This window comes from Desulfomicrobium macestii, from assembly GCF_014873765.1.
GTDB lineage: Bacteria > Desulfobacterota > Desulfovibrionia > Desulfovibrionales > Desulfomicrobiaceae > Desulfomicrobium > Desulfomicrobium macestii.
Map to the genome: position 1 here is coordinate 1 of NZ_JADBGG010000056.1, position 14,514 is coordinate 14,514.

General features: G+C 53.8%; 9 protein-coding genes. All 9 read left to right on the top strand.

Features of this window, described 5'->3' with window-relative positions:
* The first annotated feature begins 264 nt into the window (after positions 1 to 264).
* The 9 genes from wecB to H4684_RS19665 all read left to right on the top strand — a co-directional run bounded on the left by wecB (position 265) and on the right by H4684_RS19665 (position 14,477).
* Positions 265 to 1,509 (top strand): non-hydrolyzing UDP-N-acetylglucosamine 2-epimerase, encoded by a 1,245-nt coding sequence (gene wecB, locus H4684_RS19625; protein ID WP_192625045.1) that lies wholly within the window; start codon positions 265 to 267, stop codon positions 1,507 to 1,509.
* 3 nt (positions 1,510 to 1,512) lie between these two features.
* Complete coding sequence (gene wecC / locus H4684_RS19630; RefSeq protein WP_192625046.1) at positions 1,513 to 2,763, top strand: UDP-N-acetyl-D-mannosamine dehydrogenase; 1,251 nt, start codon at positions 1,513 to 1,515, stop codon at positions 2,761 to 2,763.
* Positions 2,760 to 4,886, top strand: a complete 2,127-nt coding sequence (locus H4684_RS19635; RefSeq protein WP_192625047.1) for a coiled-coil domain-containing protein — start codon at positions 2,760 to 2,762, stop codon at positions 4,884 to 4,886. The genes wecC and H4684_RS19635 overlap by 4 nt, the downstream gene beginning before the upstream one ends.
* Positions 4,883 to 5,410: a hypothetical protein gene (locus H4684_RS19640; RefSeq protein WP_192625048.1), complete on the top strand. Its 528-nt coding sequence runs from the start codon at positions 4,883 to 4,885 to the stop codon at positions 5,408 to 5,410. The genes H4684_RS19635 and H4684_RS19640 overlap by 4 nt, the downstream gene beginning before the upstream one ends.
* A gap of 143 nt (positions 5,411 to 5,553) precedes the next feature.
* The gene (locus tag H4684_RS19645; protein ID WP_192625049.1) at positions 5,554 to 8,646 is read left to right on the top strand and encodes a rhamnan synthesis F family protein; all 3,093 of its coding nucleotides are present in this window, start codon (positions 5,554 to 5,556) and stop codon (positions 8,644 to 8,646) included.
* A 17-nt stretch (positions 8,647 to 8,663) separates the two neighbouring features.
* On the top strand, positions 8,664 to 12,269 hold the full coding sequence (locus H4684_RS19650; RefSeq protein WP_192625050.1) for a glycoside hydrolase family 99-like domain-containing protein: 3,606 nt from the start codon (positions 8,664 to 8,666) through the stop codon (positions 12,267 to 12,269).
* Between the two features lie 81 nt (positions 12,270 to 12,350).
* Positions 12,351 to 13,004: a class I SAM-dependent methyltransferase gene (locus H4684_RS19655; protein ID WP_192625051.1), complete on the top strand. Its 654-nt coding sequence runs from the start codon at positions 12,351 to 12,353 to the stop codon at positions 13,002 to 13,004.
* Between the two features lie 90 nt (positions 13,005 to 13,094).
* Complete coding sequence (locus H4684_RS19660; RefSeq protein WP_192625052.1) at positions 13,095 to 13,844, top strand: Stf0 family sulfotransferase; 750 nt, start codon at positions 13,095 to 13,097, stop codon at positions 13,842 to 13,844.
* Positions 13,845 to 13,886: 42 nt separating this feature from the next.
* Complete coding sequence (locus tag H4684_RS19665) at positions 13,887 to 14,477, top strand: class I SAM-dependent methyltransferase (protein ID WP_192625053.1); 591 nt, start codon at positions 13,887 to 13,889, stop codon at positions 14,475 to 14,477.
* Positions 14,478 to 14,514: the final 37 nt, after the last annotated feature.

Genomic DNA, 14,514 nt, shown 5'->3' on the forward strand with positions numbered 1-14,514 from the left:
CGATGAGGAAATGGCCAACTGGAGAGCCGTGTGCGGGAGAACCGCACGCACGGTTCGGAGGGAGGGGAGGGGAAACCCTTCCCTACCCCTATCGTCTCTTGGCGGTGATGTGTTTGACCGGACGTCACTGTAAAAATGTTGCGAGTGACCCTGAAAGTCATTCCTGCGAAGGCAGGAATCCATCTTCAAGCATTTTAAAAATGTATGGCCCCCCTTCTTCAAGGGGATGACGACCTTTTGTAGTGATGTCATAAAAGGAAACAGATGAAAGTCCTCACCGTCTTCGGCACCCGGCCCGAAGCCATCAAGATGGCCCCAGTGGTCAAGGCGCTTGCCGCCGACTCCGCTTTCGACGCCAAGGTCTGCGTCACGGGTCAGCATCGCCACATGCTCGACCAGGTGCTGGAACTTTTCGGCATACAGCCGGACTTCGACCTTGATCTCATGCAGCCCGATCAGGATCTCTTCGACATTTCCTGCCGTGTCATGAACGGGATGCGCGATGTCTTCAGGCAGTGGCGTCCTGACATGGTGCTTGTGCACGGCGACACCACGACCTCCTTTGCCGCGAGCCTTTCGGCATTTTACGCCAGGATTCGGGTCGGCCATGTGGAAGCCGGGCTGCGCACCTACGACAAATATTCTCCCTGGCCCGAAGAAATGAACCGCCGCCTGACCGGCTCCCTGGCCGACCTGCATTTCGCCCCCACGCCCGCCGCGCGCTTGAATCTGCTGCAGGAGAGCGTGCCCGATGCCGCCATCCATGTCACCGGCAACACCGTCATCGACGCCTTGCTCGACGTGGTGCGCAGGCTGCAGGGCGATGCCGGTCTGCGCGGCGAGATGGAGAAGCGCTTCGGCTTTCTCGACCCCGCGAAACGTCTCGTCCTCGTCACCGGGCACCGGCGGGAGAATTTCGGCCCGGGCTTCGAGAACATCTGCCGCGCCTTGGGCGACATCGCCGCGCGAGGCGATGTGCAGATCGTCTATCCGGTGCACCTGAACCCGAACGTGCAGGATCCCGTCCGCCGCATTCTGGCCGAAACGCAAGACGTTTTCCTGCTCGAACCCCTCGATTATCTGCCTTTCGTGTACCTGCTGGATCGCAGCGCCCTCGTCATCACGGATTCCGGCGGCGTGCAGGAGGAGGCCCCATCCCTGGGCAAGCCCGTTTTGGTCATGCGCGAGGCCACCGAGCGCCCGGAAGCCCTGGAGGCCGGGACGGTCAGGCTTGTGGGTGCGGATCGGGAAAAAATAGTCCGCGAGGCCCGTCGCCTGCTGGATGACGAAAGCGCGCGCCAAGCCATGTCCCGCGTGCACAATCCCTACGGCGACGGCAAGGCCGCCCAGCGAATCCGGGAGTGTCTGCTGGCCGAAGTCAATCTCAAAATGAGCCCGACACTGCGTCTGTACCAGGCTTTTTCCGCTGGCGCGGCCAAGCCGGAAAATTTCGGCCGGGATGCTTTGCCGCGCCGGGTGTCGAACAATCGCATGGATTTGCTGAAGTAGCCCATGTTCAACACCATTTCCATGATCGGCCTTGGCTACATCGGCCTGCCCACGGCGACGCTCTTTGCCTCGCGCAGGAAGAAGGTCATCGGCGTGGACGTCAACCAACATGCCGTGGACACCATCAACCAGGGCAAGATCCACATCGTGGAGCCGGACCTGGACATGCTGGTCCAGGCGGCGGTGGCGTCCGGCTACCTGCGGGCCACCACGGTTCCGGAGCCGGCCGACGCCTTCCTCATCGCCGTGCCGACTCCGTTCACGGACGGGCACAAGCCGGATCTGAGCTGCGTCCGGGCCGCGGCACAGGCCATCGCCCCGGTGCTCAGAAAGGACAACCTGGTCATCCTGGAATCGACCTCGCCGGTGGGCACCACGGAAAAGCTGGCCCGGTGGCTGGCAGAAGCCCGGCCGGACCTGACCTTCCCCCAGCAGGCCGGGGAGGCGGCGGACGTGCAGATCGCCTACTGCCCCGAACGGGTGTTGCCGGGCCGGGTGGTGCACGAACTGGTGGACAACGACCGGGTCATCGGAGGCATGACCAGGGCAGCCACCTTCATGGCCGCGACCCTGTACAAGATCTTTGTGCGCGGCGACCTCATCGCCACCAATGTGCGCACGGCCGAGATGTGCAAGCTGGCCGAGAACAGCTTTCGGGACGTGAACATCGCCTTTGCCAACGAGCTGTCCATGATCTGCGACAGGCTGGACATCGATGTGCACGAACTCATCCGCCTGGCCAACCGCCACCCGCGCGTGAACATCCTGCAACCGGGGGCCGGGGTGGGCGGGCACTGCATCGCCGTGGACCCGTGGTTCATCGTCGACCAGACGCCCGAGGAGGCCCGCCTGATCCGCACGGCCCGCGAGGTCAACGACAGGAAGATCGCCTGGGTCCTGGAAAAGGTCGGGCAAGTGGCCGCCGCCGGTCCCGGCAGCGTGAAGATCGCCTGCCTGGGGCTGGCCTACAAGGCCGACGTGGACGATCTGCGCGAAAGCCCGGCCCTGTCCATTGTCCAGGCCCTGGCCGATTCGTTTCCCGGGTGCCTGGCCGTTGTTGAGCCGCACATCGACATCCTGCCGGAATCGCTGCGCGAGAAGGGGGTGGCCAAAATGGAGCTGAAGGAATCTCTCGAATGGGCAACCGTTGTCGTGACTCTTGTGGGGCACAGGCAATTCAAGTCCATCTGTTTCGATCATTACGACGATACGTGTATCGTTGATGTCGCCGGAATAAGGAAGAACCAAGCATGACTGACACACAGACCGCAACGTCGCAGCCGGTTGAGGCTGAATTTCAGGCCAGGTTGAAAGACCTGGAAGAGGAAAACGAGCTTCTGCTCCTGCAACTCCATCAGGTGCAGGAAGAGCTCGAAAGATATTTTTTGAAATGTCAGGATCTTGAGAGGGGAGGCGCTAGCGCCTGGACCGGAACGGCATCGGCTGGGGGTTGGGTGGATGACGAGTTGCCGTCAGTGCAGGCCGAAGTCTCGCGGCTGACCGCCCTGGTCGAGACGCAGACGCGGCTGCGCGACATAGAATCGAAGAATGCCCTCAATGCCCGGCTCGGGGATATCCTGATCCAGAGCGTTTCGCCTTCCGGCAGCATTGTGGGCCTGCCGGCCAAGCTGCTGGGGATCTGGCGGGCGTCCAAAGCAGAGCAGCCTTCGGCGGCGTTGGGCGGGAAGAATTTCGACAAGGTCATCGAGGCGTTCCAGAAGGGTGGCCTGGAGCCCGTAAACCAGTTGCTTGCAGCGGAGCCCGCGCCCGAGATGCGGGCCAAGGCGTACACGGCCCTGGCCCGCCATCAGATGAAGAACGGGCTTTTCATGGATGCCGCCCTGTCCGCCAGACGCGCCTACGAAGAGGAGCCCAAGCCTTTCCGTCTGAAATGGCTGGCGTTCCGCCTGCATGACGCGGGAGAGGTTGCCGAGGCCGACGCCTGCCTTTCTCTCCTGCCCCAGGACACTCCGTTCAGCGATTCCGAGGCGCGTCAGCGCGATCAGGTGCGCTACGAAGCCAAAAGCCTTCGCCTGCGCGACGCCAAGCAGAAGACCGGCTTCGAGTCGCGACGCCAGGCAATGGAAAGTCAGGTGCAGTCGCTTCGCCGCGAGTGCGATAAACACGTCAAGCTGGCGGCCGAGCGAGAAGCGGAGTTAGCGTCGTTGCAGCAGACGCAGGCCAGGCTCGAGCAGGAGAAGTCGGCGCTTGAAGGACGGCTGGCGGCGGCGGAGCGCAGGGTGAGCGAACTCAATCAGGCCACGGAAAAAAGCGCGAAACTGACGGCAGAACGTGAGGAGGAAAACGAGTTGCTCCTTACGCAGTTGCATCAGGTGCAGGAAGAGCTGGAGCTCCATTTTCTGAAGGTCCAGGAACTTGAAAAGGGTCTTGCCAGTCTGGAACAGGAAAAAATGGTTTTGGCCGGGCAGCAGGAAGCATCGGGCAAGCTGCTTGCGGAGCGATATGCGGAGATCGAATCGCTCAAGCTTTCGTGTTCAAAGATTGAACAGGAAAAGTTGGCCATTTCCCGGCAGCGCATCGAAGCATCCCTGCTGCTTTCGGAACGGGAGGCGGAGATCAGGATTTTGTATGAGACTCGGGCCCGGCTTGAGCAGGAAAAATCGAATCTGGTGGCGCAGAGCGAAGAGTCTGCCGACTTGGCTGCGTCCCGACTGCGGGAAATCGAAACCCTGACGCAGGGCTTGAAGGCTATTGAGCAGGAGAAGGCGGTGCTTTCCGGCCAGCTGGAAGAATCTGCCAGGATGTCCGCCGAACGGCAGGCCAAGATCGATTCCCAGAGCCAGGAACTGGACAAGGTGCATCAGGACCAGGCGGCGCTGATCGCAATGATGGAAGAGTCCGCCAGGCTGTCCGCCGATCTGCAGGCTGAGATCGAAACCCTGCGCCGGACCCTGGCCAACCTTGAGCAGCAGTTGAGCACGATGACTACCCAGCAGGAAGACTCCGCCAAGCTTCTCGCCGCCCGTCAGGCGGAGTTGGAGTCGCTGCAGCGGGCCCTGGCGCAGCGCGAGCAGGAGAAAGAGACTCTGGCCGGACAGCATGAGCACGTGATCAGTCAAGTTGCCGAGCGGCAGGCGGAGATCGATTCCCTGCTTCAGGCTGCAGGCAAGTTTGACCAAGAGCGGGCGGAGTTGAAAAAGTCAATTGAAGAATTGACAAGGCAGCGAGACGAACAGTCGAGGTTGGTTCAGGACAGGATCAGTCAGATCGAGGAGTTGCAGCGCAAGGCTCATGACAGGGAGGCTGCAGAATCCGAACTGGCGACCCGTCAGGAGATGATTCGCGGAGAAATGGTCAGGGCTGAGGCGCAGCTTGATTTGTTGAAGGAGATTCTTTTGAGGGAGCAGGGGCTATGACCGAGATGACTTCGCCTGACGGCATCCCTGTACGGCAGACAAGCGGAGATGACGAGGCTGCATTGGAGGCGTCAGTCGTCCCATATGACGAAGATCTGCTCGAACGCTCCCGCACCCAATGGCAGTTCGGTGATTGGCAGAGTCTGGCCCAACTCAAGCGCGCGAACCTGCAGCACCACCCTGACCGGGCCAAGCTCGCCCTGCTCGCTGCCGCCGGCCACCTGCAATGCGGCAGCGCCGACCAAGCCCGAGGATACGTCCGCCTGGCCAGGGACTGGGGTTGCGACAAGAAACTGGTCAGCCGGATTTTGATTGCCGGGGTGCACAATAGTCTGGGGAGGATGGCCGCTTTAGCGGGGGAGCAGACTAGGGCGATGGAGCACTTTGAGCACTCTATTGAATTGGGGGCTCGTGGCAATGATACCCGCTTGCTGCGGCAAGCAAGAATCCTGCATCAGTATGAACAATTGGGTCTCACTTTGTCCCGTCCGGACATTCAAGACGCCATCGATCCCGCGGAATGAAAAACTTCTTGACAGATTTTGGATTGGGAGATCCCCATGGCAACGCAACGTCCTGTTTGAAGAATGGAAACAGCGCTTTGCGTTCCGGGAATTGTGCGTCCGCAGCAACGCATTATTTGCAAGCACTTCAGCAAATTTCTGGAATGGATAAGGTCATTGCTGGAAATCTGCGGATAAACCAGGGTAAATTTAAATACCAAGGCCGGGATAACAAACGTAAACGAGTAGCGATTTGCGGATGGAGCCTGGCTCATAATGCTGCTGGACGGGCTTACACTTTGGCAAAAATTTATGAAACGTTTGCCGATGTGGAGATTGTCGGCAGCTTGTTTCCAAAGTGGGACTCTGAGCTGTGGGAGCCAATCCGCAACACCGCATTTCAATACCATTCTTTCGTTGTCGAGAGTGAAGACCGCTTTCTGGAACAAGCCATGGCGTTGGTGGCAGCCCACCCGTACGACATCGTCCATCTTTCCAAGCCGCGCGTACCCAACATTTTTTTCGGCCTGCTTTACAAGCTAATTTGGAATGCCACGGTCTTGATGGACATCGACGACGAAGAACTGGCTTTTGTGAAGGCAGGCCAGCCCGTTTCCGTGCACGCTTTCCTGCAAGAGTTTGGAAGGCTGCCGGAATTGAAAAACCTTCCCGGTAAAGAGTGGACCCGGTTGGCTGTCGGACTGGCCTGCGAGTTCGATGCCCTTACCGTTTCGAATGGCGCGTTGAAGTCCCGATACGGCGGCGAAATCATCGGGCATGCCCGTGACCCGCGTAGTCCTAGCCTGGGCAAGGAGTTGCGCGAATCAAGCCGCCACGCCTTCGGCATCCGCCCCGACCAGAAAGTCGTTCTTTTTTTGGGGACGCCACGCCCGCACAAAGGTCTTCTTGAAGTCGCCCGCGCCATCCAAAGCATGCGCCGTGACGACATCATCTTTGCCATTGTCGGCAGTTTCGACGTGAGTTGCCAGGGCTTCAAAGCCCAGTTGGAAAGCGTCACAGGGGTGCGGTACCTCTTTGTCGAGAACCAGCCTTTCGAGGAGTTGCCGCGTATCCTCTCCATGGCCGACTGCTGTGCGTTGCTGCAGGACCCTGGGCATCCCTGCTCCGAATTCCAGATGCCAGCCAAGCTCAGCGACGCCCTGGCCATGGGTGTCCCCGTCATCGCGACCCCCACTCCGGCGATGGCCGACCCGATTGCCGCGTCGGCCGTCATACCCGCCACGGCAGGAAATCTCGCCGTTCAGCTTGCCGCCGCGCTCGATGACCGCTGTGCGTCTCAGGCCGATGCGGGCCAACGCTATTTCACCGAGAATCTTTCCATCGCAGCCAACGCCGCGCGACTGCAGCACGTCGTGGACATCACCCGCAGCAGTCCTCTCTCGCAAGATTTGATCCTGTTCCTGAAAGCGCTTTCCGTTTACGAGCCCAAGCTGGACGCCCTGTTCGAGTTGGCAGAGCCCGAGAACCTGCACGGGCCAGAACGGCACAAGGCTCTAAGGGAAGTCGAGACCCTCCCGGGCAAGCTGGCCATAGCTGTCCACATCTACTACCCTGAAATCTGGCCAGAGATCGCACAGCGGCTCAAAAAGCTCCGCCATCCCTTCATTCTGGACATCACCACTCCGCCGGAGCAGGCCGCCAGCGTCGAGTCGGCCGTCAAGCACGATTTTACCGCCGCGAACATTCACATCGTCCCCAACCGGGGCATGGACATCCTGCCTTTCCTTTCTCTGGTCCCGCACTGGCAGCAGGAAGACGTCATCGCCGTCTGCAAACTGCACACAAAAAAGGGCGATGGCGGCGAGAGCGCCACGCATTGGCGTCGGCACTTGCTGGATACCCTGATCGGGCACCCTGACATTCCTGCCCGAATCGTCCGTGCCTTTGCCGACCACACGAGCCTGAACCTCGTGGGTCCTGCCATTTTCCATCTCTCCGCCCAGCGGCTCATGTATGGAAACGGACCGAATTTGCAGCAAATCAGCCAAGAGCTCGGGCTTGGCCCTTTGCCCCAGAGCGACTGGGGCTTCTTCGCCGGCACCATGTTTTGGGCCCGTCCTGACGCGCTGGCTCCGCTTGCCCGGCTCGTTGCAAACAAATCCCAGTTTGGGCCAGACGATCATGCCAAAGATGGCCGATATGAGCACGCCCTGGAACGGGCATTCGGTCTGATGGCGCATTGCCCCGGTGGAAAAATCGGCCTTCTCCATCACCCCGCCAGCCCGACCGATATGCCGGAACTGCAGATTGCCGAGGCATTTGCTCCTGCGGCACGCCATCTCATCAACCCTGTCCATGCCAGCCAGGCTGTACGCCAAACATATTCTTTAGTCGATTGGGACGCACAGTGCTGCAAGCCTCGGCAATCCGGCCTCGTTTCGATCATCGTCCCCATCTATAACCAGCCGGAACTCACTGCGGCCTGTATCGCATCCGTTTACCAGCATACGGCGAACGGGCACTTCCAATTGGTGCTCGTCGATAACGGAAGCGACTTCGGTACCCAGACTTTGCTCCAAGACCTGGCCCGCAAGCACCCCAACGTGCTCTTGCTGCGAAATGCAGAGAATCTCAATTTCGCCCACGGTTGCAACTTGGGCTATGCCGCCAGTAACGGAAGCATCGTTGTTTTTCTCAACAACGATACAACCGTGACATCCGGCTGGCTGCCGCCACTGGTCGAAGCGTTGCGTCGGCCGGACGTGGCTGCAGTGCAGCCAAAACTGCTCTATCCCGATGGCACTATTCAATGCATTGGTGTCGTATTTTCGGAGCACAGTCCCCTCGGCTACCCCATCTACGCCGGCATGCAACCGCAGCCCCCTTGGGTGGATTCCAGTCGCAGCTTCCAGGCCGTGACGGGCGCCTGCATGGCAGTCCACGCCAAGGATTTTGCGCAACTGCGTGGGTTTGATCCGGTTTACGTCAATGGTCAGGAAGACATCGATCTGTGCCTGCGTTTGAATCGGCTCCGTAAAATGAACAGCTGTTGGGTTGCGGCGGAAAGCATCGTGATGCATCACGAAAGCAAAACTCCAAGCAGATTTATGCACGCAGCTCATAATCGCAGGACATTCGTCCGGAGATGGAAGAAAATAGTCAAGCCTGACGACTTGAACTATTACGCTGCAGATGGTTTCAGTGTGACTGGATATCAAGTTGATTCGCTCGATAAGTTTTCAGAAGATTTGCGCGTTTTTCGGGCGAATATTGTCCCAGAGTTATCGACGTCGTAATAATCCGGCATCGTGTTATGAACAACTCTTTTCAGCGGAATGAAAATCAGATGAACGCTCCATGGCAATCGTACTGGGTTCGTGCTAACGCTTGCTTTCGTAATAAGGATTATGAAAGTGCAATTAAATTTTATGAAAAAGCAATCCTCCAAGCTGAACATCCCTTGAAAGCTCGGATTCGCTTTAATCTTGATTTTGCTCTTCGTCGCGCAGGGAAGACAGTTGCTCCCTTTGCCATACTCGAGAAACCTGAGGGTCTCGACCAGTATTACTTCGATCTGATCAAGAACGGGGGATTTTTTGATCCGGACTGGTATTTGGAGCAGTATAAGGAGAAGCACCACGTCACGGGTAACCCGCTGGCCCACTACCTGGCTCACGGTGTCGAACTCGGCACAAACCCCTCGCCGCAATTCGATACCACGTACTATCTCAAACAGAACCAGGACGTCGCCCAATCCGGGCTTCATCCATTCCTGCACTACATCTGCCAGGGCTGCAATGAAGACCGCCTCTGCAGACCCTTGTCGGCGCAGGACAGCCTCGACATATACCAGCCTGAGGCTCCCCAATATGTTCCTCGATTGGAACCGGGTGACTATCTGAAAGAAAAAGCTGCCCGCGTCATCGCCTTTTATCTGCCGCAGTTTCATCCCATTCCTGAAAATGACGAATGGTGGGGCGAGGGTTTTACCGAATGGACCAATGTTCGTCCGGCTAGGCCTCTTTTCGAGGGGCACTATCAACCGCACGAGCCAGACAAGTTTCTTGGTTACTACGACCTGCGTGACTCGTCCGTCATGCGCAAGCAAATCGAACTGGCCAAACAGTATGGTATTGAAGGCTTCTGTTTCTATACATACTGGTTTTCCGGAACCAGATTGCTCGAAACTCCAGTAGATAACTACCTGGCTGATGCCACGCTAGATTTGCCCTTCTGTATTTGCTGGGCCAACGAAAATTGGAGCAGACGTTGGGACGGGAAGGATAACGATTTGCTCATGGTCCAGCACTATTCGGATCAGGACGACGTCGCATTCATCTCGCACATGGCGAAATATCTTCGTGATCCTCGCTACCTTCGTGTTGACGGCAAACCGTTGCTGATTGTTTATAGGCCCAATCTTTTTCCTTCAATGTCGGAAACAGCCACGCGCTGGCGCGACTTCTGCCGCGAGATTGGGTTGGGTGAAATCTACATCGCATACGTCCAGTCTTTCGAAAAACGTGATCCCGCAGACTATGGCTTGGATGCCGCCATCGAATTTCCTCCAAATAATAGCGCTCCGCCTGACATCAGCAAGAATGTCGTTGGGGCTCGCGTCGATTTTTCCGGCAAGATCTATGACTGGCGGATTTTCTTGCAGCGCAGCGAGAACTTCAAACCCAAGAACTATACAGTGTTGCGCGGAGCCTGCCCATCCTGGGATAACACGGCAAGGAAAAAGGAGAGAGGAACAGTTTTTGCGAACTCGAGTCCGAAGCTGTTTGAACGTTGGCTGACCAATGTGTTTGAAGATACCTTGCGACGAATAGAAGATGTGGACCAACGTCTCGTTTTCATCAATGCGTGGAACGAATGGGGAGAGGGCGCCCATCTCGAACCAGACAAGCGCCATGGCTATGCTTGGTTGCAGGCTGTGCGCCAAGCGCACATGGCCGTCACGAGCCGGCATCAGAGGATACTCATCGTCAGCCATGACGCGCACCCTCACGGCGCACAATTGCTCAGCCTGCATCTTGCCAAGCACTTCAAGTGCGACCTGAAGCTTCAAGTTGACATGATAGTGCTTGGGGAGGGCGCCTTGCTGTCGCGATTCTCCGAGCACGCGACGGTTCACCGCATCGATCTCAAGACCGCCAGCGGCTCCCAGATTGATGCCAAGTTGGGCCAGATCGGGCAAAAGGGAATCCGCTGCGCCATCGTCAACACCACCGTTTCCGGGGACATCGTTCCCCATCTCAAACGACATGGTATCAAAGTCGTCTCGCTTGTGCATGAGCTACCGGGTATCCTCGCCGCATATAACTTGCATGAGCAGGCGAACTCTATCGCCATGCATGCCGACAGAGTTGTTTTTGCCGCGCAGCAGGTTAAAGACGGCTTTGAGGGATTTATCGGGCGCTCCCTTTCTCAAGCCGCTATACGGCCACAAGGGCTTTATCAACGCAGTTGGCTGCGGTCGGGTCGAGATAAGAACGAGATCCGTCGTGAAATCCGGGAGCAACTCGGTATCCCCGCCCACGCAAAAATCGTCATCTGCGCTGGTTATGCTGATCACCGTAAGGGGTTCGATCTCTTCGTAGAAATCTGCGTGCACCTTATGCAACAAAGCGAAGACGTCTTCGGCTTGTGGGTTGGGCATCTCGACCAGAGCTTTGCCGACGCCAGTCTGGGTTGTGCCGACGCTGCCCGCGTGCGCCACAGGCTGCTTTTCACGGGCCTAGTAGAGGAGCCGCAACCGTATTATTTGGCTGCCGATGTTTACGCGCTCACCTCGCGTGAGGATCCCTTCCCCTCGGTAGTCATGGAAGCTCTTGACGCGCAAATCCCCGTTGTCGCTTTCCGAGGTTGCGGTGGGTTTGAAGAACTGCTGGATCGCGGCTGCGGCGTCTTGGTCACAATGGGGGATGTTGCAGGCTTTGTCGGAGCAGTTCGCGGATTGCTGGATAATCCCCAGCGCGCATCGCAAATGGCTTGTCTCGGCCGGAATATCGTCGAGCGCGAACTGAACTTCCGCCACTACATGTTCGATCTGCTGGAATTCTGCGGTCAACCAATCCCGCGTGTGTCGGCCATCGTGCCGAATTACAATTACGCTCGTTACTTGCAAGACAGGCTTGAAACTGTAAGAGCCCAAACTCTGCCGCTTTATGAGCTGATTGTTCTCGACGACTGCTCGTCGGACAACAGTCTGCACGTGATACAGGAGTTTCTCACTCAGTGCGATGTTCCCAGTCGGTTGGAGATCAATCAGGTCAACTCTGGTTCCGTGTTCAGGCAGTGGCGCAAGGGCGTCGAGCTTGCACGCGGAGAATATGTTTGGATCGCCGAGGCCGATGACGTCTGCAAGCCAGAGCTGGTGGAGCGAGTTGTCACTCGCATGCGTGAGACAGGGGCTGTTTTGGGTTTTTCCGATAGTTGGCAGATTGATGAAAATGGAGATCGTCTTGGCGACAGTTATAAGCCTTATGTCAATGAAAAAAATTCCGGTGCATTCGACTATTCCTTTGAAATGAGTGGACGCGATTTTCTTGCTAACTATCTGGGAATCAAAAACGTGATTTTGAACGTCTCGGCGGTGATTTTTCGGAGAGACTCGTTTTTGAAATCGCTAGATAAAGTTGGCAATAATTTATTCGAATACAAAGTTGTCGGTGACTGGAGGCTGTATATTGAATTATGCGCTTCGAGTGGGGTTGTGGTGTACGAGTCCATGTCTTTGAATGGACACCGTAGACATCGGAGAAGTGTCACGCATGCATTGCAGGCAGAGATTCATATACAAGAAATTGAAAGTATGCATGCTTTAAGCAATAAAATACTTTTTTTTTCACAAAACTCAGATAATCAAGTTGATTACATTTGTCATGTAGTAAATTATTTAAAACAAAAAAAATGATTTATTTATATTTTGAAATTGTCTGTGTAGCTATATTTGCAGTATAAAATTGTTTTTAATTGTTAATTATGGAGGGAGGGCATGAGTAAAAGTATAGATATGCATATTGAAAATGAAGTTAATTTAGTCAAGGCGCCATGGGAGAGTTCTCCTTATTATAATGATGCTGAAAAATGGACGCATCTGTTTTGGGGAGAGAATACTTTGTTTAGGCAGAAATTTAATAGGCTGGATTTAAGTAACGTTCTCGAATTAGCTTGTGGATATGGGCGGCATAGTGAAATTGTGGCGCCAATGTCAAATCAACTCACTTTGGTTGATGTGTTTGAAAACAATCTTGTTAAATGTCGAAAGAGGCTTGGAGAGTTCGATAACGTAACATATCATCTCGGAAATGGTTTTGATTTCCAACCTATTGCTTCAGAGTCCATATCAGCGATATTTTGTTATGATGCGATGGTACATTTTTCCATGGATATTGTTATAAGTTATCTCAAAGACACCTGCCGAGTCCTAAAGTTAGGCGGGATGGCGCTTTATCATCATTCAAATTATGAAGGCCCTGCATTTACACATTATGGACAGCATCCTCATGCACGAAATATTATGAATTTCGAGCAATTGTGTGTATGTGCGCGTAATTCAGGGTTGTCGGTTGTTGATTCTGTAGTCATGGACTGGGGTGGCGCCTCAAATATAGACAGACTAACCCTATTTGCCAATGGTTGTGTGTGATTGATGTGTGTTGTAAAGTTGGTATAAAATTTTCGTAGAAGGATTTCGTTCTACAAAAAATGCATAACAATCAGTTAAGGAATATTTAAAATGGATAATTTGTCGGATCTTTTTCAGGATTTTAAAAGTGTTATTGAAGGTGATGTTGATGTATTGTGCAAAAAACCTACTCTTATTCTTGCTATCACCGCAAGAACGGGGAGTACGCAATTGTGCTCTTTTTTGGAGTCAATGGGGATGTTCGGAAGTCCTGACGAAATATTAAATACGCGCGGCGTAGTTCAGAAGAACATCGCGCGTGATGGCGTCACCTCGTTTGCTGATTATATTGATAAATTGACGAGTATTGACGCTCCATGCTTTTCGTTCAAGACTTCTTGGTGTGATTTTGAGCCGATAAGTCATGCATGGATGCGGATTTTTCCAAATGCAAAATTTGTTTTTTTGGATCGTTTTGATGTTGTAGCGCAAGCATTTTCTCTTTTCAAAGCAATAAATACGGGGCATTGGCATAGCAAAATTGACTCTAAGTCAGATTTTATAGAAATTTCATTAGACAAGATTGATGTAAAGCGAATTCAAAAAATAATGAAATCTCTAGTATGCGAAAAATTTCAATGGGAAAATTTCTTTTTTATGAATAAAATAATAGTTGGTCATATATATTATGAAATTATAAAAGATGATTGGGTTACAGCAGCTAATTTAATAGCAAATCAGTTTGGATTTAACAATAACTACCCTTGTAGTGGAAGTTTTATTCGCTTGTCACGCGAAAGTGATCTAAAGTTAATAGAGGATTTCAAAGAAATGTATGGTTATAAGTGGCTGTCAGTATGATTTCTTTACAATATATTGTTTTATATATAATAGGAACTTAAGATGAATGGAATTCTTCCAATTGTGTTTGGGGCGATTTCTGAAAAGGACAATATGTTTCTTAGGGATGATGTAAATGCTTATGAAAAGTATTTTGGCATTGGACTCAACGCATTGATGGTTATTAATAATATTCTTAATAAGTACAATCTCGTTCCAAAAACTATTTTAGATTTGCCATCAGGATTTGGGCGTGTCACCCGTTTTATTCGAGCAGCCTACCCTTGTAGCGCTATTTTCGCTTCTGATATTAATGTTCAAGCTGTTCGCTTCTGTTCCAATTTTGATGCAATTCCTGTATATTCTTCTGGAAATTTTATTGATTTAAAGTCTGCAATTGGAGTTGAAATAAATTTGGTTTGGACTGGATCTTTGATCACGCACCTACCAGAATCTGCGACAATTGAGTATTTTAAGTTTATATCTCAAATTCTCACTCCAAACGGATTGGCTATTATGACGAGTCATGGAGAGTCTATAGTTGACAAAATGACCGATGATTGTCTTTATGGTTTAAAAAAAAATGAAGCTATTAATGGTTCCTCGCTGTTTCAAGTGGGTAGGGCAAATTTAAGCCTCCCCCCGATGAGGTAGATCATGGCGATCAGGTTTCGAGTTGATCGATAGCCCC

Bases quoted from the DNA above. Each gene is read 5' to 3' on its own strand.
- wecB (WP_192625045.1), top strand. From the start codon at position 265: ATGAAAGTCCTCACCGTCTTCGGCACCCGGCCCGAAGCCATCAAGATG.
- wecC (WP_192625046.1), top strand. From the start codon at position 1,513: ATGTTCAACACCATTTCCATGATCGGCCTTGGCTACATCGGCCTGCCC.
- H4684_RS19635 (WP_192625047.1), top strand. From the start codon at position 2,760: ATGACTGACACACAGACCGCAACGTCGCAGCCGGTTGAGGCTGAATTT.
- H4684_RS19640 (WP_192625048.1), top strand. From the start codon at position 4,883: ATGACCGAGATGACTTCGCCTGACGGCATCCCTGTACGGCAGACAAGC.
- H4684_RS19645 (WP_192625049.1), top strand. From the start codon at position 5,554: ATGGATAAGGTCATTGCTGGAAATCTGCGGATAAACCAGGGTAAATTT.
- H4684_RS19650 (WP_192625050.1), top strand. From the start codon at position 8,664: ATGAACAACTCTTTTCAGCGGAATGAAAATCAGATGAACGCTCCATGG.
- H4684_RS19655 (WP_192625051.1), top strand. From the start codon at position 12,351: ATGAGTAAAAGTATAGATATGCATATTGAAAATGAAGTTAATTTAGTC.
- H4684_RS19660 (WP_192625052.1), top strand. From the start codon at position 13,095: ATGGATAATTTGTCGGATCTTTTTCAGGATTTTAAAAGTGTTATTGAA.
- H4684_RS19665 (WP_192625053.1), top strand. From the start codon at position 13,887: ATGAATGGAATTCTTCCAATTGTGTTTGGGGCGATTTCTGAAAAGGAC.